A 17,518-nucleotide genomic window follows, 5' to 3' on the forward strand; every position below is an offset into this window, starting at 1 on the left:
ACGCGCATCGTTGCGGACTCGTGAACATTCCCCCGGCGAGGGAATGGGACCGCGGTGACACGGGCTTTCATGAGGGAGCGGCCATGGTCGGCACGGCCGCTCCACCAGTCCGAACGTCCACCGCCGCCTCCTGGGAGCCCGCCGTATGTCCGTCCCGGCCGCCGCCACCGCCCACCCCCTCGACAACCCCGCGTACGCCTCCCTCACCGGCCCGCACGCGCACTTCGCCGAGTGGCGGGGCCGGATCGTGCGGTACCCCCTCGACGTAACGCCGTGGCTCGCGCTGCCGGACGAGCCCGGACCCGGGGACTGGGCGGATCTCGCGGCGCTCGCCGGGCCGGGCGAGACGGTCCCGCTACTGGGGATGCGCACGGCGCCGCCGGAGGGCTGGGAACTCACGATGAGCATGGACGGCGTGCAGCTCGTCGACGACGGCGTGGCCGTGGCGCCGGACGCGGAGGCCGTGCTCCTTGGCGCGGCCGACGTGCCCGAGATGCTGGACCTCGTGGCGCGCACCCGGCCGGGCCCGTTCCTGCCCCGCACCGTCGAGCTCGGCACGTATCTCGGGATCCGCAGGCAGGGCGCGCTCGTGGCGATGGCGGGGGAGCGCCTGCACCCGCCCGGCTGGACGGAGATCAGCGCCGTCTGCACCGACCCGGACCACCGCGGCCAGGGGCTCGCGGCCCGTCTCGTCCTGGCCGTCGCGGCGGGGATCAAGGACCGCGGCGAGACCCCGTTCCTGCACACGTCGGCGGGCAACACGAACGCCATCAGGCTCTACGAGTCCCTGGGCTTCCGGCTGCGGCGCACCACGAAGTTCATGACGGCCCGGGTCCCGGAGTTCGACCACGCCGCCGCCCGCTGAGCGCTGACGCGCGCGGTCCTCGGGGTGGCTCAGGCCTCTTCCCGGACCTGCGCGTTGTAGCGCAGGAGATAGTCCGCGAAGCGGACGAGATCCTCCTCGGGCCAGTCCCCCACCCGCTCCTGGAACGCCTGGCGGCGGCTGACGGTGACCTGGGCGAGGATGTCGGCGCCGGCCTCGGTCGGATGGAGGACCTGGACGCGGTGGTCGTCCGGGTCCACCCGGCGCATCACGAGTCCGGCCCGCTCCAGCGCGGACACCTGCCGGCTCACCGTCGACTTGTCGAGGGCGTAGTGCGTGGCGAGGTCCGTCGCCCGGCAGCCGCCCTGCTCGTCCAGGTGGCTGAGCAGGGTGTACGACACGAGGGACAGCTCAGGGTGCATCCGTCCGGCCATCGCTCTGGCGCGCCGCGCGAAGGACGTCATCTCGCGCTGAATGGTCTCGACTGCCGTCTCGCGGTCTGTCACGTGCTGTCCTCTCCCCGCTGCTCGTTGCATTCTACAACCGAGGGGGTGGGGTGCGCCGCGGGCAGGCGAGTTCCCGTGCCCGGAGCTAGCCTCCTGAGCATGAGCGACCCCAGTGATGTGCCCGCCCGCTACACAGTCCTGGTCAAGCCCCAACTCGCCGACAAGGACGGCCACCCCGTGCACGGCAACCCCCTGCGCGTGGTCTCCGTCGAGGCCACGGGGTCGTCCGGGGAGTCCGGCTATCCGCGCTTCGAGGGCGAAGGGGTGCAGGTGGAGATCGACCCGCTCACCCGCTCCGTCGAGGCCGTGACGGTGGACGGCGAGGAGCTGCCGTACGGATGGGTGGCGGAGGTCGCCGTGGACTGACCGGCCCCCCGGCCGGGCTGTGGCGGCGTGGCGCGGCGGCGCCGCGTCGGCGTGGCGCAGCTCTCTTATGCAACTTGTTGCAAAAGCGAGCTGTCGTCGTCTACAACTGTGACGACGTTCGCCGCGCACGGAGGGCCACCATGAGCCGATACCCGCACCTGCTCACCCCGCTCGACCTCGGATTCACCACGCTTCCCAACCGGGTCCTGATGGGCTCCATGCACGTGGGACTCGAGGAGGCGGAGAACGGCTTCGCGCGCATGGCGGAGTTCTACGCCACCCGCGCCCGCGGCGGCGTCGGCCTCATGGTCACCGGCGGCATCGCCCCCAACAAGGCCGGACGCCCCTGGGCCGGCGGCGCGAAGCTGACCACCGAGGCGGAGGCCGACGAGCACCGCCAGGTCACCGACGCGGTGCACGCGGCGGGTGGGAAGATCGCGATGCAGATCCTCCACTTCGGCCGCTACGCCTACCACGAGGACCTCGTCGCCCCCAGCCCGCTCCAGGCGCCGATCAGTCCCTTCCCGCCGCACGAACTCACCGACGCCGAGGTCGAGCAGACCGTCGAGGACTTCGCGCGCGCCGCCGAACTCGCGCAGCGGGCGGGCTACGACGGCGTGGAGATCATGGGCTCCGAGGGCTACCTCATCAACGAGTTCATCGTCGCCGCCACGAACCGGCGCGCGGACCGCTGGGGCGGCTCGTACGAGAATCGCATCCGCTTCCCCGTCGAGATCGTGCGCCGTGTCCGCGAGCGCGTCGGCACGGACTTCATCCTCATCTACCGGCTCTCGATGATCGACCTCGTGCCCGGCGGCTCCACCCTCGAAGAGGTCGTGCAGCTCGCCAAGGAGATCGAGGCGGCCGGCGCCACCATCATCAACACCGGCATCGGCTGGCACGAGGCCCGCATCCCGACCATCGCCACCTCGGTGCCGCGCGGCGCGTACACCTTCGTCACCAAGAAGGTCATGGGCGAGGTCTCCATCCCGCTCGTCACCACGAACCGCATCAACACCCCTGAGATCGCCGAGGAGTTGCTCGCCGACGGCTGCGCCGACATGGTGTCCCTCGCGCGGCCCCTGCTCGCCGACCCGGACTTCGTGGCGAAGGCCCGGGCCGAGCGCTCCGAGACCATCAACACCTGCATCGGCTGCAACCAGGCATGCCTGGACCACACGTTCAGCGGCAAGATCACCTCCTGTCTCGTCAACCCGCGCGCCTGCCACGAGACCGAGCTGGTCCTCGCGCCGACCCGCCTGCGCAAGCGCGTCGCCGTCGTCGGCGCGGGCCCCGCGGGCCTCGCCTGCGCCGTCTCCGCCGCCGAACGCGGCCACGCCGTCACCCTCTTCGACGCCGCGTCCGAGGTCGGCGGCCAGCTCAACATCGCCCGCAAGGTACCCGGCAAGGAGGAGTTCGACGAGACCCTGCGCTACTACCGCGCGCAGCTCGAACTGCACGGCGTGGACGTCCGGTTGAACACCCCCGTCACCGCCGCCGACCTCACCCCGGACGCGTACGACGAAGTGGTCGTCGCCACCGGCGTCACCCCGCGCACCCCCGAGATCGAGGGAATCGACCACCCCAGCGTCGTCGGCTACCTCGACGTCCTGCGTGACGGCGCGCCCGTCGGGGAGCGCGTCGCGATCGTCGGCGCGGGTGGCATCGGCTTCGACGTCGCCGAGTACCTCACCGACAGCGGCGACAAGGCGAGCCAGGACCCGGCGACGTACTTCCGGCAGTGGGGCGTCGACATGGACTACCAGGGCCGCGGCGGCCTCGCGAAGCCCGACCGTCCCGCCCCGCCGCGCGCCGTCCACCTCCTTCAGCGCAAGACCTCGAAGGTCGGCGCCGGACTCGGCAAGACCACCGGCTGGATCCACCGCACCGAACTGCGCCACCGCGGCGTCACCATGGTCGCGGGCGCCACGTACGACCGCATCGACGACGCGGGCCTGCACGTCACCGTCGACGGCAGCTCCACGGTCATCCCCGTCGACACCGTCGTCCTGTGCACCGGACAGGACCCGCGCCGCGGCCTGTACGACGACCTGCTCGCCGCCGGCCGCGAGGCGCACCTGATCGGCGGCGCCGACGTGGCCGCCGAGCTGGACGCCAAGCGCGCCATCCGCCAGGGCACCGAGCTGGCCGCGGCGCTGTGAGACCGGCGGTCACGTGGCCGGGCCCGCCGGCCGCGTGACCGCCTCCGCATAAGGTGCAGCCATGTCACTCCCGCACGCGATCCTCACGGCCCTCCTGGAGAAGCCGTCGTCGGGCCTCGAACTGACGCGCCGCTTCGACAAGTCGATCGGCTACTTCTGGTCGGCCACGCACCAGCAGATCTACCGCGAGCTGGGCCGCCTGGAACGCGAGGGGTACATCAGGGCCCTGCCCACGCCGACGCCCGCGCGCGGCCAGAAGAAGGAGTACGAGGTCCTGCCCGAGGGCCGCGCCGAACTGGCCCGCTGGACCGCCGCGAGCCAGGACCCGAAACCGCTGCGCGACCCGCTGCTCCTGCGCCTGCGCGCCGCCGCCGTCGTCGGCACGGACGGCATCGAGGCCGACCTGCGCCGCCATCTCGACCTGCACCGGCGGCAGTTGGCGGAGTACGAGGAGATCGAGAGGCGCGACTTCCCGCCGGGCCTCGACGCCGTCGAGGACCGGCTGCAACACGTCGTGCTGCGCGCGGGCATCGACCTGGAGACGTTCTGGGCCGGCTGGCTCGAACAGACCCTGGAGGAACTCGGCCTCGACCCGTCCTAGGGCTTTTCGTCTAGACGAGCGTCGCCGCCTCCGGGTCCCAGTCGGCCGGTACGGGCGGCGGCGCCGCGGGACAGGTGGCGACGTGGGTGAACTCGGCGTGTTCGGCCGAGCGCGTGATCGCCGTCATCGTCTGCAGGACGTGCAGGGCCAGCGTCCCCGACGCACGCGGCGCACCGCCCCGGCGGACCGCGCGCGCCAGGTCGAGCACGCCGAGCCCCCGCCCGTCGGTGCGCCCCGCGACCGGCAGCTCGCGCCAGTCTTCCGCCCCGTTGGCCCGCACCTTCAGCGGCCCGCGGAAGGTGTTGGGGTCCGGCACCGCGAGGACGCCCTCCGTGCCGGTGACCTCGAACTGGATGCGCGGCAGCGCCGAGTCGAAGCTGAACACCGACGTCGCCCGCACCCCCGACGCGAACTCGACGAGCGCCGACACATGCGTCGGCACCGCCACCGGGAACACCTGCCCCGCTCTCGGGCCCGAGCCGACGACGCGCTCCTCGCGCGCGCGTGCGGCCGAGGCCGCCACCCGTGACACCCCGCCGAACAGCGCTACCAGGGACGTCAGGTAGTAGGGCCCGAGGTCGAAGAGCGGGCCCGCGCCCGGCTGGTAGAAGAATGCCGGATCGGGGTGCCACCGCTCCGGTCCGAGGCCCTGCACCGCAGTCGTCGCCGCCACCGGTTCACCGATGTGCCCGGCCCCGACCGCCCGCAGCGCCGACTGGAGCCCCGCGCCGAGGAACGTGTCCGGCGCGTTCCCCACGAGCAGCCCCCGCTCCGTCGCCTCGGCGAGCACCTTCTCCGCCTCGCCGGGGGCCAGGGCGATCGGCTTCTCGCCGTACACGTGCTTACCGGCCCGCAGCGCCCGCGTGGCGACCTGCGCGTGGGCGGCCGGCACGGTGAGGTTCACGACGAGCTCGACCTCGGGAACGGCGAGCACCGTCGCCACATCGCCGGCGACCGGTACGCCGTGCTCGCGTGCGACGGCCGTGGCGCGGTCCGCGTCGAGGTCGGCGACGCCCACCACCCGCAGGTCGGGAAAGGCGGACAGCGTCCGCAGATACTGCTCGCTGATGACGCCCGCTCCGACGACGGCGACACCGACCGGCCCCGAACTCACACTGCCCCCAAGGCGGATGCGTAGATGGTGCGGCCGCTCCCGCGCGGCTCCGGAGACGGTAGGACGCTTCGAGGGGGGCGGACAAGGGCGCGTCCCGGGCCTGGACACAGAGATGCCACGGACCCAGATCCGGTGGTGCACTCCACGCCCGCGTGCAGGAACCAGGCGGTGCCGCCGACTCCCGCGGCCACGAGAACCCTGCTCAGGACCCGGTGGTGACGCTCCGTTCGGCGGAGTAGGCGCCCCACGTCCCGTCGGGCAGCTGGGCGCGGATCCGTACCCGGTGCCGGACGCCGGCCTCCTTGCCCACGTAGAAGCTGTTCCGCGCCGTGCCCTTGGGCGGGGCGTCGCCCCAGACGAGCGTGGTCGCCTGCCGGCCGTCGAGATAGATGCGGTACGCGGGCACGGTGCCGCCCGTGCGCGGCGGCGTCCACGACAGGTCGATGTAGTACGCCCCGCCGGCCCGGCGGGACGCGGCGCGGAAGTCGGTGGGCGCGGTGCCGGGACCCTCCTCGGAGCCCTTCGCGGTGGTGAGCCTCAGGGTCGGGCCCGCGGGTGAGGTGTTGTCGGCGGCGTCGCGCGCCTTCACGGTGAACGCGTAGGCGGTGCCCGGCCGCAGCCCGGTGATCAGCGCCCGGGTCTCGCCGCCGCCGACACTGTGGATCTTTGAGGCGCCCTGGTAGATGTCGTACGAGACGACGCCCTTGTCGTCCTTCGACGCACCCCACGACAGCGACGCCGCGCGGCCGCCGTCCGCCCGGCCGCGCAGCGCTCCGGGCCGGGTCGGGGCCGACCGGTCCTCGGCCACGGCGGCCGGGGTGGTGACGGGCACCTTCGCGCTGAGCGGCCCGAGCGTGCCATCGGTGTCCTCGGCCCGGACGGAGAAGGTGTACGCGGATTGCGGGCGCAGCCCGACGACGTCCACCATGTGCTGTTCGCCCGGCACCTCCTTCACCTTGGTGGCGCCCCGGTACACCGTGTAGCCCTTGACGTCGGCGTCGCCCTCGGGGCGGCTCCACATGACGTGCACGGAGGTGGCGCTGCCCGCCTGCGCCGTGACGCCGGCGGGGGCCGTGAGTGCGGGACCCCGCCGGGTGTCGTCGCCGAGCACGCCGCACGAGGTGGCGAACAGGAGCGCGGCGGCGCAGGCCGCGTACGCCAGAGGGGTGCGTGCGGGGGTGCGTCGCACGGGCGGGCCTTCCGTTCGGAAGCATTGGTACAGACCTATATGCCACGAGTGACGGGGTCACATCAAGAGGTGGCGCGTCGCCCGCGTCGTGCACGTCCGGACCCGGAGCGGTGGACTGCATGGTCTGGGCGAGCTACAGGCGAAGAAGCTCGCCGCCGCCAACTAGGCGGGGACCAGGGGAAGTTGGGTGACAGCAGGAACGCGGCGGGTCGGGGCGACGGACCGACCGCCGCCCCGGATCGCTCACACCTTCCGGTACGTGTACGCCTCGACGGCCGCCGCCTCGACCGCGTCCAGATCCGCCCCCGCCGACGCTGTGACCACCGCGGCCACGGCCCCCTCGACGAAGGGGGCGTCCACCAGGCGTGCCCCGTCCGGGAGTTCATCGCCCTCGGCCAGCAGCGCCTTCACGGTGAGTACCGCGCTGCCCAGATCGGCGAGCACCGCGATGCCCGCACCCCGGTCAACCGACCGCGCGGCCCCGGAGATCAGCTCGGCGCTGGTGCCGAGCCCGCCGTCCTCGGTGCCGCCCGCCGGTGCCACGGGGACGACCGCACCGCCGCCCGCGAGCCCCTTCGCAAGCTCCGCCACCGATTCGGCGACGGCGCGGCTGTGCGACACGAGCACGATCCCGACAGCCTTCTCCTGACCACTGGCCCCGCTGCCCACGCCCCCCGGCTCACTCATCGCGGGCCGCCTCCACCAGGGCCCCGATCAGCAGAGCCGACGACGTGGCGCCCGGGTCCTGATGCCCGATGCTGCGCTCGCCCAGATAGCTCGCGCGCCCCTTGCGCGCCTGCATCGGCGTCGTCGCGAGCGCACCCTGCTCGGCGGCGGTGGCGGCCGCGTCGAAGGAGGTGTCGAGCGCGTCGACCGCGGGCACCAGCGCATCGATCATGGTCTTGTCGCCCGGCGCCGCCCCGCCCAGCGTCATGACGGCGTCCACGCCGGTCCGCAGCGCCGCCGCGAACTCCGCCTCACTCACCTCGGGGGCGTCCCCTAGCGCCTTGCCCGTACGGCGCAGGAGCGTCCCGTACAGCGGGCCCGACGCGCCGCCCACCGTCGAGATCAGCTGACGCCCGGCGAGGGTGAGCACACCGCCGGGGGTGGCCGGTGCCTCCTTCTCCAGGGCCGCGCTCACGGCGACGAAGCCGCGCTGCAGGTTGCTGCCGTGGTCGGCGTCGCCGATCGGCGAGTCGAGTTCGGTGAGCCGGGCCGCCTCCCGGTCGACGACCGCGGTGGCCGCGTCGAGCCAGCGTCGGAAGAAATCGGCGTCGAGCACGTCATCTCCTTGCGTGGTGGTGATGGTTCGGACGACAGGCTGCCTCACATGCCCCAGCGCAGGCCCGCCGTGCTCACGGGCGCGTCCCACAGGCGCAGCATTTCCTCGTCGACCTGGCACAGGGTGACGGAGGCGCCGGCCATGTCGAGCGACGTGACGTAGTTCCCGACGAGCGTGCGCGCCACCGGCACACCGCGCTCGGTCAGCACGCGCTGGACCTCGGCGTTGAACCCGTACAGCTCGAGCAGCGGGGTCGCGCCCATGCCGTTGACGAGGACGAGTACCGGGTCGCTCGGCTGCAGGTCTTCGAGAACGGCGTCCACGGAGAAGTCGGCGATCTCGCCGGACGTCATCATGGCGCGCCGCTCGCGGCCCGGCTCACCGTGGATGCCGACGCCCAACTCCAGCTCCCCGGGCGGCAGATCGAAGGTCGGGCTGCCCTTGGCGGGCGTGGCGCACGGGCTCAGGGCCACGCCGAAGCTGCGCGCATTCGCGTTGACCTGGCGTGCGATCGCCTCCACGCGCTCCAGCGGCTGTCCCTCCTCGGCCGCCGCGCCCGCGATCTTCTCGACGAACAGGGTCGCGCCCGTGCCGCGCCGGCCCGCGGTGTACAGGCTGTCGGTGACGGCCACGTCGTCGTTGACGAGGACCTTGGCGACCTGGATCCCCTCGTCCTCGGCGAGTTCCGCGGCCATGTCGAAGTTCAGCACGTCACCGGTGTAGTTCTTCACCACGAAGAGCACCCCGGCGCCGCTGTCCACGGCAGCCGCGGCCCGCACCATCTGGTCGGGCACAGGCGACGTGAACACCTCGCCGGGACAGGCGGCCGACAGCATCCCGTGCCCCACGAACCCCCCGTGCAAGGGCTCGTGCCCCGACCCGCCACCGGAGACGATCGCGACCTTCCCCTCGACGGGGGCGTCCCGGCGCGCGATCACCCGGTTCTCGACATCGACGAGCAGCTCCGGATGGGCCGCGGCCATTCCCCGCAACGCGTCGGCGACCACGGTCTCGGCCACGTTGATGAGCATCTTCATGGGTACCTCCAAGTGAGCGAAGCATCTGGGCCTCTGGCCAGTGTTTTTCCCTGGTCAAAGCGGGTTTGGAAGGTTTTCGATCTTGGCGGTCCGTGGCGGCTGGGAGCGGGTTCTGGCGGGGCTGTTGCTGACCTATTGCTGATTTTACTGACGGAGTATCAGGTGGGCGTGTAGTTGCGGACCGGCGCTCCCAACCGCTCACTCACGGCAGTATCGGCTCTCGCGGAGCCCTGGTCACGTGTGCGGCGTGGGTGGCTGGTATGAGAAGGGTCGTCGCGGAGCATTGGTGATGTCATGCGTGCAACGTCGGCGTTGCACCACGACTGAGGCATCTCGAGATCGCAGGCGTCGCGTGCCTGCTGGGGCGGCAGCGGAATGTTTCCCTGCTGTAGCGCAGCGCGGAAGACTCCTGTGCACGTACCTCTCGGCTGTGCTCCTGGTCGGCCTGGTCCTCAACGCCGCCCTCGGCTGGGCGTGGGCCGACCCCATCGGCCCTCGTCATCGCCGTCAAGGAGGGGCGCGATGGCAGGGCAAGGGCCGCTGCCGTGCCTGTGGCCGCCGCCGTGCCGATCGTCGACGCCGAGGCGGGCGACGCGTGCGGCTGCGGCCCCGGCCCGCGCCTGCTGAAACTGGCCGCCCACGCAGGCTGAACGGGCCCTGCTTCCTGCGGTGCGCGCCTACACCTCGATGTGTGAGCCCATGATGACCGTGCGGTCTCGGGGCAGGCTGAAGTGCTCGGCGGCGTCGGACGTGATGTAGGAGGTGGCGATGAACAGCCGCTTGCGCCAAGGCGCCATCGTCGGTGCCTTCCCGCGCCGGAGCTCGATCTTCGACAGGAAGTAGGACGCCTGGTCGAGCTGCAACGGCCCTTCGGTTTCGGCCGCGTCGAGTGTGGCCAGTAGACCGGGCACGTCCGGTGTCTCCATGTAGCCGAACCGGGCGGTGACGTGGACGATTCCGTCGTCGGCGTAGCCGAGGTCGTCCACGACGACCCGCTGGTCGTCCGGGACACGGGGCACCGGCTCGGTCTGCAGGGCGAGGATCACGACGTGCTCGTGCCGGACATGGTTGTGCACGACGTTGGCCCGCATGGCCAGCGGCGTGGTCTCCTTGCCCCGGTTCAGGAAGACGGCCGTGCCGGGGACCTGGAGCGTGGAAGCCTTGCCGCTGCGGAGGTCGTCGACGAACTCGGGCAACGGCCCCTCGGCGCGGGCTCGTTCCGCGGTGACCAGCTCGCGGCCCCGCTGCCAGGTCGTCATGACGGTGAACGCCGTGAGGCCGATCAGCAGCGGCAGCCATGCGCCGTGGACGAGCTTGGCCATGTTGGCCGCCACGAACAGCAGGTCCACGAAGAGGAGCACGCCCGCGCCGATGCCGAGCAGCCACCGGGGCATGCCCCACTTGGCGCGGGCGACGTAGAAGAAGAGCAGGGTGGTGATGGTGATGGTGCCGGTGACCGCCATGCCGAACGCGTAGGCCAGCGCCGCGGAGCTGCGGAAGGCGAAGACCAGGGTGAGGACCGAGACCATCAGGAGCCAGTTGATCCAGGGGACGTAGATCTGACCGATGGTGGACTCGGAGGTGTGCGCGATGCGCAGCCTCGGCAGGTAGCCCAGCTGGGCCGCCTGGGAGGCGACCGAGTACGCGCCGGTGATCACTGCCTGGGAGGCGATCACGGTCGCCGCCGTCGCCAGTAGGACCATCGGCCAGCGTCCCCAGTCGGGTACGAGCAGGAAGAAGGGGCTGCTGATGTTGTCCGGATCGTCGAGGATCAGCGCGCCCTGGCCCATGTAGCTCAGGACACAGGCGGGCAGTACGAGGAACAGCCAGCCTCGGGTGATCGCCCGGCGGCCGAAGTGACCCATGTCGGCGTAGAGCGCCTCGGCGCCGGTGACCGAGAGCACGATCGCGGCCAGGGCGAAGAAGGCCGTACCCCAGTGGCCGAACAGGAAGCCCAGCGCATACGTCGGTGACAGGGCCTTGAGGATGTCCGGGTGGTCGGTGATGCCGGCGACGCCGCACGCACCGATGGCCACGAACCAGGCGATCATGACTGGCCCGAACACCCGGCCCACGGCGGCGGTTCCCCTGCGTTGCACCAGGAACAGGATGACGATGATCACCGCGGTGATGGGTACGACCGCGTCCGCCAGGGACGGCTCGACGACCTTGAGCCCTTCGACCGCGGACAGCACCGAGATCGCCGGGGTGATCATGCTGTCGCCGAAGAAGAGCGACGCGCCGAAGATGCCGAGCGCGGCCAGGACGACGGCGGCCCGGCGCCCGCGCTGTGAACTCAACCGTCGCAGCAGGGTGATGAGCGCCATGATGCCGCCCTCGCCGTCGTTGTCGGCGCGCATCGCGAGCAGCACGTAGGTGACCGTGACGATGATCATCACCGACCAGAACACCAGCGACACCACCCCGTACACGTTGTCCGTGCTGACCGGGACGGGGTGCGGGTCGTCGGGGTTGAACACCGTTTGGATCGTGTAGATCGGGCTGGTCCCGATGTCGCCGAAGACCACGCCGAGAGCACCGATGACCACTGCGAGGCGCACCGTGTCGCGCGCGCTCGCCCGACGGGCGTCCGGTGTCCGCGATGGGGATCCGTCATCCGACGCGGGTTCCTGTCGGCGATCGGCCATGGTGCTCCTCCTCGTGCGGGCGGCTGCCGCGGACCGGGGCGTCGGGGCGTCGGGGCGTCGGGGCGGACGATACCGATCCAAGGGCGCAATCGTCGGTATGGGCGCCCTTCGTCACGGCGAGCGTCGCCGGCGCGAATCCGGGGCCGGTAAGGAGCACGTCGGCGACATGGCCGCGTCGCATCTGAGGGGTGGCAGGCCGAAGTCCTTCCGATCGAGGAGGGGGTGGGGCGTGGCGCAGGTGAGGTTGGGTGGCGCGGGTCGGGGCATCGGCGCGATCAATCGGGTTCAGGAGCGTCTCCGCACTCGTCGACGAACTCGGGGCCCAGTACACCTCCGCTTGTGAAGAGCTCGCGAGGTCCGCCGCTCCCCTGCGCGACACGAGGACCCTGCATCCGTCTCGGGCCTGAACCGCTCCGGGGCCCAGGCAGTGTCCGGCGGATCTCGAGCATGCAGCGCACAGACGGCAGCGGAGCCGTACGGAGATTGCCTGGCACCGGCATGGTCAGGCACCACCGGGTCCAGCGACAATGTGGGCATCTTCGGGCCGGGCGTTACTCGCGTTCCGGGCCTCTTGCGGTCGGAGCGGAGTGACACCATGGCATGGGTAGTAGGAACGGGCGCGTTCCTGGGGATGCTGGCGATCGCATTGGGAATCGTCACGCTCCGGACAGGGTGGATCCTGCCCACGGCGCGCCGCCACGTCACCAGGCCCCGACTCCACGGTCTCGGTGCCCTGCTCACGGGCGCTTCCGTCGTTCTGCAGGGCCTCTTCTACTTTCGAGTCCTGCCGAGCGTTTCCTGGGAGGCCCGCTTCTTCACTGGGAACGCCCTGCTGTTGGCTGGGCTACTCCTGATTGCCCTCAGCCAGCTGCTGCCGCTCCGCCGAAACCCGAATCACGCCGATCCCTCCGGTGCCTGAAGGGTGTCGGCGGATCACGGCCGGAGCCTAGGCGGATCGCAGCCACGGTGATGGTGCCGTGGAAGACGTGGCCTGGCTTGTCGAAGCGGGTGGCGACGGCCCGGGGGTTCTTGAGCCGGTTGATCGTGCGCTCGACCTCGTTGCGGCGTTTGTAGATCTCGCTGCCGAAGCCGGTGGCGGGCCGCCCTTGCTGCCGCGCCGTTTGCGGGTGGCCCCTGGCCCTTCGGCTCAGGGATCACGTGCTTGATCTGGCGTCTTCGCAGGTGGCGCCGATTGCGGCGTGAGTTGTATGCCTTGTCGCTGCCCAGGTGGTCCGGCTGGGTGCGACGTTCTCCCGAGGTCGCTGTCAGGCGTCGGGTGGGGTGGTGTCGCCTCTTTGGTGAAGTGTCGGGTGTCCAGGCGCAGTCGCCACACATTGCGGAGGTTGTGCTGCCGCGAGGTCGGCCTCCAGTGGGGACGGCGGGACGGCGAGGACCGGGCAGCAGGCATGGGCGAGGCAGTACCGGCTCACCGACGGGTGCAGTGCGCGGTGGAGGTGGCCGCGGTGCCCGGCGCCGACGACCAGGAGGTCGTCCTCACGGTCGGCGGTCTCCGCCAGTGCCCGGCCGGGGGTGCCGCGGGTCAGGACGGCGTGCAGGGGGACGCTGGGGCCATCGGGAAGCACTTCGCGGATCGTCGTGACGAGCGTGGTGCGGGCGAGGTTCTCCCAGTCCCCGTCCGCGAGCGGCGCAGCCGAGGCCCGGCGAGCGTGGAGTTCGCCGCCGGGTGACTGCCACGCCCGCACCGCCCAGAGCTCGGCCTGCCGATGGTGAGCTTCGGCCGCGGCGCGGCGCAGGGCTGTGCGGCTTCCCGGTGACCCGCTCACCCCGACCACGACGCGGGCGACACGCGCGTCTGGGGCCGCGTCGGAACCGGACATTGCTTCACCGTCCGTCAACTGCCGCCGCAGGAGAGGGCCCGCCGGCGGTTCTCATCAACACCGGGACCATCACACTCCCCTGCCGGGGCCCGTGCACAGCCCCTGCGTCGCTTCTGGCGTACCTCTGACGGCGCCTTCCCGCTGTCGGAGCAGTGCCCATCACCATCGCGTCAGCATTGCCGCTCTCCGCGTCAGCAATCCGTCAGGACGGCTCCGGGGGCCCGGGTGGGCGGGCATAGCGTCCTCGACGAGCCCCGGTCGCCCGTCCCGTGACCGGGGACCGGTCACCTTCGACTGAAGCGAACGTCCCGAACTCAGGCGAGCCGCCTCGGGATATCGCGTATGACCCCGGATCCTCCAGGAGACATCCCATGGCAGAACTTCTGTGCGACGAAGACCCGGAACCCTCTGAACGGTTCCCGGCCGGACCGCTGTACGTTCCCGTCCGGCCGGGCCCGCTCGGGCACGCCGCCCGGCTGTTCCGCACGCCGCTCGGTGACCGCACAGCGGTCGGCTTCACCTCCGAGCGCGCCCTGACCGCCACCCTCGGCACCGACCAGCCGTGGATCCGGCTCGCTGAGCCCGCCCTGCGAGCCATGACCGCGCCGCTCGGCGCCGCCACCGTCACGGTGGATCCGCAGCTCACCGCCCCGGCACCCACGTCCGGCAAGAGGGCCGTGCGCCGCAGCACCTGGGACCCGCAGGCGGTCGGCGCACGCCGGGGCACCGGGGCCGCCGCGCCGGTCTCGGCGCTGTCGCACTGGATCGGCTGAGGAAGGCGCCACCATGACCACCGTTCACGAACCCGCCGTCCCCGCCACGACCTCTGCCGAAGAGCTGTCGGTGTGGCCGGCCTCCACCGCCGAGCCCCGTCCCGGTGACCTGACCGTCGGCGGGGTGTCGCTCGCCGAGATCGCGGGCCGCTTCGACACTCCGGTGTACGTCCTCGACGAGAGTGAGGTCCGCCGCCGCTGCCAGAACTACCGGGACGCCTTTCCGGAGGCCGAGATCCACTACGCCGCCAAGGCGTTCCTGTGCCGGGCCATGGCCCACTGGGTGAAGGAGGAGGGACTGGGCCTCGATGTCTGCTCCGCCGGTGAACTGGAACTCGCGGTCGCCGCAGGTTTCCCGCCCGACAAGATCGTCCTGCACGGCAACGCCAAGACGCCGCACGATCTGAAGAAGGCCCTGTGGTACGGCGTCGGCCGTATCGTCATCGACAGCCCCTCCGAGATCGCCCGGATCGCCGCCGCGGTCGGCCCGGACGGACACCAGAAGGTGATGGTCCGCGTGGTGCCCGGCATCAGCGCGGGCGGCCACGAGAAGATCCGCACCGGCACCGAGGACCAGAAGTTCGGCCTGTCCATCTCCGACGGCTACGCGCAGCACGCCATCGCCCGCATCCTCGACCAGCCGCAGCTCGAACTGACAGGTCTGCACTGCCACTTGGGCTCACAGATCACCGACGTCAAGCCGTACTTGTCGGCGGTGCGCCGCATGGTGGGCCTGATGGCGCGTCTGCGTGAACAACACGGCATAGCCCTGAAGGAGTTGGACCTCGGCGGTGGTCACGGCGTCGCCTACCGTCCCGGAGAGCAGGCCATGGACCTCACGCGCCTGGCGCGCAAGGTACGCGCCGAGCTGACCGAGTCGTGCGCGGCGGCCGGGCTCACCGTGCCGCGCCTGATCATCGAACCGGGCCGGGCGATCGCCGGACCCGCCGGAATCGCGCTGTACCGCGTCGTGTCCGTCAAGCACACCGGCGGGCACACGTTCGTCGCCGTCGACGGCGGTATGAGCGACAACCCCAGGCCCGCCCTGTACGGGGTGCGCTACGCGCCCCGCATGGTCGGCCGGCGCGGCAGTACGACGCTCGCGCCGGTGACGGTCGTCGGACGCCACTGCGAGGCCGGCGACGTGGTCGCCGCCGACGTACAACTCCCCGACGACGTGGGCGCCGGCGACCTGATCGCCGTACCCGTCGCCGGCGCCTACCACCTGTCGATGGCCTCCGGCTACAACCTGGTCGGCCGCCCGCCGGTGGCCGCCGTACGCGACGGCCGCGCCCGGCTCCTCGTGCGCCGCGAATCGCTGGACGACATCCGCAGCCGCGACGTGGGTCTGTAGCCCGCGCCGCCCACCGAACCACCTCCGGGCGATACGCGCACCTTTGCCCGGCCGCCTCGCCCGGAGGTGTCCAACCCCCCTGTCCGACAACCCATCTGAGAATCTGTGAGGTCCCTGTGACGGCCGAGAACGTCGTCGGGCTGATCGTCGCGATCGCTCTGCTCGCCTACCTGGTGGTGGCCCTGATCAAGCCGGAGCGCTTCTGATGGCCGCGCCCGCACCCGTACGCGAGAAGCCCGCAGATGCGGCGCACACGCCCGAGGGAGCTCCGACCCGACGGATCGGCGCCGGTCTGCCACCACCCGTATGTCTGGCGTCGACCTGCCCGGCGGCCGAGGCGACCCCTGAGGACAAGCTCGCGCTGATCAAGAAGGAGCAGGCGGGCGGCCATCTGATCGCCATGACCGGTGACGGCACGAACGACGCGCCCGCGCTCGCTCAGGCGGACGTCGGAGTGGCGATGAACACGGGCACGTCGGCCGCCAAGGAGGCCGGCAACATGGTCGACCTCGACTCCGACCCGACGAAGATCATCAACATCGTCGAGATTGGCAAGCAACTCCTCATCACCCGGGGTGCGTTGACGGCGTTCTCCATCGCCAACGACATCGCCAAGTACTTCGCGATCCTGCCCGCGATGTTCGCCGGCGTGTACCCGGCGCTCGACGCGGTCAACGTCATGCGCCTGCACTCGCCGACGACCGCGATCCTCTCGGCCGTCATCTTCAACGCGGTGATCATCGTCGCGCTGATCCCGCTGGCCCTGCGCGGAGTGCGCTACCGGCTCAGCAGTGCGGACGCCCTGCTCACCCGCAACCTGTGGGTGTACGGCCTGGGCGGCCTCATCCTGCCCTTCCTCGCCATCAAGCTGATCGACTTCGCCGTCGTGCAGTTCATCCCCGGGATCTGAGGACCTGCCCCCATGAACTTCCTTTCCAGGATGCCCTCCTGGGTCGGCCACCACGTGGCCGCGATCCGGATGGTCGTCGTACTCACTCTGCTCCTGGGCCTCGCCTATCCGCTTGCCATGACGGCGGTCGCCCAGGTTCCGGGCCTGCACCACAGAGCCCAGGGCTCGCAGCTCACCGGCGCCGACGGCAAGAAGGCGGGCAGTGAACTGATCGGCCAATCCTTCCTCGACAAGAAGGGCCGGCCTATCCCGTACTACTTCCAGGCCCGGCCCTCCAACGCCGGTGACGGATACGACGGTTCGGCCTCGGCAGCCGGAAACCTCGGCCCGGAGTCGACCGTCGACGTCCTGCCGACCAAGGGCGGCCCGGACTCCGGAGCGCAGAGCCTGCTCACTCAAGTCTGCTCGCGCAGCAAGGCAGTCGCCGACCTGGAGCACGTCGACGGCTCCCGGCCGTTCTGCACGCACGACGGAGTCGGCGCCGTGCTCGGCGTCTTCCGCGCGGACGGCACATCGGGCCGCGCCACCCGCGTGATCAGCCTCAACCAGGCATGCCCGGCCAAGCCCTTCCGCACGTCGTACGAGGGTGTGGCCGTGGAGTGCGCGAAGCCGGGCGCCGACTACAGCAAGGCGGTCACCACGCCGGTGCGCGGCAACGCGCCCGCCCACCCGAAGGTCCCCGCCAACGCGGTCACCGCGAGCGCCAGCGGGCTCGACCCGCAGATCTCCACCGCGTACGCGAAGCTCCAGACGCCGCGCATCGCCCGCGAACGCGGCATGAGTGAGGCGGCCGTACGCGACCTCGTGGACGAGTACACCGACGGCCGCGGCCTCGGCGTCCTCGGCGAACCGGCAGTGAACGTCGTCATGTTGAACGCCGCACTCGACCGCGCCCACCCCGTGAAGGGAGCCTGA

Annotated in this window: 17 protein-coding genes and 3 pseudogenes; 11 read left to right on the plus strand and 9 right to left on the minus strand. The window is 71.4% G+C overall.

The window, feature by feature from the left end; translation table 11 throughout:
• The first annotated feature begins 145 nt into the window (after positions 1 to 145).
• Complete coding sequence (locus OG698_RS40245) at positions 146 to 865, plus strand: GNAT family N-acetyltransferase (protein WP_406109048.1); 720 nt, start codon at positions 146 to 148, stop codon at positions 863 to 865.
• A 29-nt stretch (positions 866 to 894) separates the two neighbouring features.
• Here the strand turns inward: OG698_RS40245 and OG698_RS40250 are convergent, their stop codons facing one another.
• Positions 895 to 1,359 (minus strand): MarR family winged helix-turn-helix transcriptional regulator, encoded by a 465-nt coding sequence (locus tag OG698_RS40250; protein ID WP_406109050.1) that lies wholly within the window; start codon positions 1,357 to 1,359, stop codon positions 895 to 897.
• Between the two features lie 69 nt (positions 1,360 to 1,428).
• Between OG698_RS40250 and OG698_RS40255 the strand changes: the two genes are divergently transcribed.
• The 3 genes from OG698_RS40255 to OG698_RS40265 all read left to right on the plus strand — a co-directional run bounded on the left by OG698_RS40255 (position 1,429) and on the right by OG698_RS40265 (position 4,458).
• Entirely contained in the window at positions 1,429 to 1,695 is a 267-nt protein-coding gene (locus OG698_RS40255; RefSeq protein ID WP_399972488.1) for a hypothetical protein, read from the plus strand.
• Between the two features lie 140 nt (positions 1,696 to 1,835).
• Complete coding sequence (locus OG698_RS40260) at positions 1,836 to 3,857, plus strand: FAD-dependent oxidoreductase (protein ID WP_406109052.1); 2,022 nt, start codon at positions 1,836 to 1,838, stop codon at positions 3,855 to 3,857.
• A 61-nt stretch (positions 3,858 to 3,918) separates the two neighbouring features.
• The gene (locus tag OG698_RS40265; protein WP_406109053.1) at positions 3,919 to 4,458 is read left to right on the plus strand and encodes a PadR family transcriptional regulator; all 540 of its coding nucleotides are present in this window, start codon (positions 3,919 to 3,921) and stop codon (positions 4,456 to 4,458) included.
• Between the two features lie 10 nt (positions 4,459 to 4,468).
• Here the strand turns inward: OG698_RS40265 and OG698_RS40270 are convergent, their stop codons facing one another.
• The 5 genes from OG698_RS40270 to dhaK all read right to left on the minus strand — a co-directional run bounded on the left by OG698_RS40270 (position 4,469) and on the right by dhaK (position 9,080).
• Positions 4,469 to 5,572, minus strand: a complete 1,104-nt coding sequence (locus tag OG698_RS40270) for a Gfo/Idh/MocA family protein (protein WP_406109054.1) — start codon at positions 5,570 to 5,572, stop codon at positions 4,469 to 4,471.
• A 202-nt stretch (positions 5,573 to 5,774) separates the two neighbouring features.
• On the minus strand, positions 5,775 to 6,761 hold the full coding sequence (locus tag OG698_RS40275) for a fibronectin type III domain-containing protein (protein ID WP_406109056.1): 987 nt from the start codon (positions 6,759 to 6,761) through the stop codon (positions 5,775 to 5,777).
• A 243-nt stretch (positions 6,762 to 7,004) separates the two neighbouring features.
• Positions 7,005 to 7,448 (minus strand): PTS-dependent dihydroxyacetone kinase phosphotransferase subunit DhaM, encoded by a 444-nt coding sequence (locus OG698_RS40280; RefSeq protein ID WP_399972501.1) that lies wholly within the window; start codon positions 7,446 to 7,448, stop codon positions 7,005 to 7,007.
• Positions 7,441 to 8,043: a dihydroxyacetone kinase subunit DhaL gene (gene dhaL / locus OG698_RS40285; protein ID WP_406109058.1), complete on the minus strand. Its 603-nt coding sequence runs from the start codon at positions 8,041 to 8,043 to the stop codon at positions 7,441 to 7,443. The genes OG698_RS40280 and dhaL overlap by 8 nt, the downstream gene beginning before the upstream one ends.
• A gap of 44 nt (positions 8,044 to 8,087) precedes the next feature.
• Entirely contained in the window at positions 8,088 to 9,080 is a 993-nt protein-coding gene (gene dhaK, locus OG698_RS40290) for a dihydroxyacetone kinase subunit DhaK (protein ID WP_399972505.1), read from the minus strand.
• A gap of 406 nt (positions 9,081 to 9,486) precedes the next feature.
• Here dhaK and OG698_RS40295 point away from each other — a divergent pair.
• Positions 9,487 to 9,730, plus strand: a pseudogene (locus OG698_RS40295) (hypothetical protein); the annotation flags it as partial.
• A 27-nt stretch (positions 9,731 to 9,757) separates the two neighbouring features.
• On the opposite strand, the gene OG698_RS40300 reads toward OG698_RS40295, so the two are convergent.
• Complete coding sequence (locus OG698_RS40300) at positions 9,758 to 11,728, minus strand: potassium transporter Kup (protein WP_406109060.1); 1,971 nt, start codon at positions 11,726 to 11,728, stop codon at positions 9,758 to 9,760.
• Positions 11,729 to 12,323: 595 nt separating this feature from the next.
• On the opposite strand from OG698_RS40300, the gene OG698_RS40305 reads away from it, so the two are divergent.
• Positions 12,324 to 12,647 (plus strand): hypothetical protein, encoded by a 324-nt coding sequence (locus OG698_RS40305; RefSeq protein WP_406109061.1) that lies wholly within the window; start codon positions 12,324 to 12,326, stop codon positions 12,645 to 12,647.
• A gap of 28 nt (positions 12,648 to 12,675) precedes the next feature.
• Here OG698_RS40305 and OG698_RS40310 read toward each other — a convergent pair.
• Together OG698_RS40310 and OG698_RS40315 are read right to left on the minus strand one after the other, a co-directional pair.
• Positions 12,676 to 12,982: pseudogene (locus OG698_RS40310) on the minus strand (transposase); the annotation flags it as partial.
• An 11-nt stretch (positions 12,983 to 12,993) separates the two neighbouring features.
• Positions 12,994 to 13,566: a universal stress protein gene (locus OG698_RS40315; RefSeq protein ID WP_406109063.1), complete on the minus strand. Its 573-nt coding sequence runs from the start codon at positions 13,564 to 13,566 to the stop codon at positions 12,994 to 12,996.
• Between the two features lie 371 nt (positions 13,567 to 13,937).
• Between OG698_RS40315 and OG698_RS40320 the strand changes: the two genes are divergently transcribed.
• The 5 genes and pseudogenes from OG698_RS40320 (at position 13,938) to OG698_RS40340 (ending at position 17,518) form a co-directional block, all read left to right on the plus strand.
• The gene (locus OG698_RS40320; protein WP_406109064.1) at positions 13,938 to 14,339 is read left to right on the plus strand and encodes an SAV_915 family protein; all 402 of its coding nucleotides are present in this window, start codon (positions 13,938 to 13,940) and stop codon (positions 14,337 to 14,339) included.
• 13 nt (positions 14,340 to 14,352) lie between these two features.
• Entirely contained in the window at positions 14,353 to 15,693 is a 1,341-nt protein-coding gene (gene lysA / locus OG698_RS40325; RefSeq protein WP_406109066.1) for a diaminopimelate decarboxylase, read from the plus strand.
• A gap of 116 nt (positions 15,694 to 15,809) precedes the next feature.
• Positions 15,810 to 15,899, plus strand: a complete 90-nt coding sequence (gene kdpF / locus OG698_RS40330; protein WP_063797361.1) for a K(+)-transporting ATPase subunit F — start codon at positions 15,810 to 15,812, stop codon at positions 15,897 to 15,899.
• 125 nt (positions 15,900 to 16,024) lie between these two features.
• Positions 16,025 to 16,603: pseudogene (locus OG698_RS40335) on the plus strand (HAD-IC family P-type ATPase); the annotation flags it as partial.
• Positions 16,604 to 16,615: 12 nt separating this feature from the next.
• On the plus strand, positions 16,616 to 17,518 hold the full coding sequence (locus OG698_RS40340; protein WP_406109068.1) for a potassium-transporting ATPase subunit C: 903 nt from the start codon (positions 16,616 to 16,618) through the stop codon (positions 17,516 to 17,518).

Source organism: Streptomyces sp. NBC_01003 (genome assembly GCF_045162695.1).
Taxonomy (GTDB): Bacteria; Actinomycetota; Actinomycetes; order Streptomycetales; family Streptomycetaceae; genus Streptomyces.

Coding starts and splice junctions, on each gene's coding strand:
- OG698_RS40245 (WP_406109048.1), top strand. CDS start 146: ATGTCCGTCCCGGCCGCCGCCACCGCCCACCCCCTCGACAACCCCGCG.
- OG698_RS40250 (WP_406109050.1), bottom strand. CDS start 1,359: ATGCAACGAGCAGCGGGGAGAGGACAGCACGTGACAGACCGCGAGACG.
- OG698_RS40255 (WP_399972488.1), top strand. CDS start 1,429: ATGAGCGACCCCAGTGATGTGCCCGCCCGCTACACAGTCCTGGTCAAG.
- OG698_RS40260 (WP_406109052.1), top strand. CDS start 1,836: ATGAGCCGATACCCGCACCTGCTCACCCCGCTCGACCTCGGATTCACC.
- OG698_RS40265 (WP_406109053.1), top strand. CDS start 3,919: ATGTCACTCCCGCACGCGATCCTCACGGCCCTCCTGGAGAAGCCGTCG.
- OG698_RS40280 (WP_399972501.1), bottom strand. CDS start 7,448: ATGAGTGAGCCGGGGGGCGTGGGCAGCGGGGCCAGTGGTCAGGAGAAG.
- dhaK (WP_399972505.1), bottom strand. CDS start 9,080: ATGAAGATGCTCATCAACGTGGCCGAGACCGTGGTCGCCGACGCGTTG.
- OG698_RS40300 (WP_406109060.1), bottom strand. CDS start 11,728: ATGGCCGATCGCCGACAGGAACCCGCGTCGGATGACGGATCCCCATCG.
- OG698_RS40305 (WP_406109061.1), top strand. CDS start 12,324: ATGGCATGGGTAGTAGGAACGGGCGCGTTCCTGGGGATGCTGGCGATC.
- OG698_RS40315 (WP_406109063.1), bottom strand. CDS start 13,566: ATGTCCGGTTCCGACGCGGCCCCAGACGCGCGTGTCGCCCGCGTCGTG.
- OG698_RS40320 (WP_406109064.1), top strand. CDS start 13,938: ATGGCAGAACTTCTGTGCGACGAAGACCCGGAACCCTCTGAACGGTTC.
- lysA (WP_406109066.1), top strand. CDS start 14,353: ATGACCACCGTTCACGAACCCGCCGTCCCCGCCACGACCTCTGCCGAA.
- OG698_RS40340 (WP_406109068.1), top strand. CDS start 16,616: ATGAACTTCCTTTCCAGGATGCCCTCCTGGGTCGGCCACCACGTGGCC.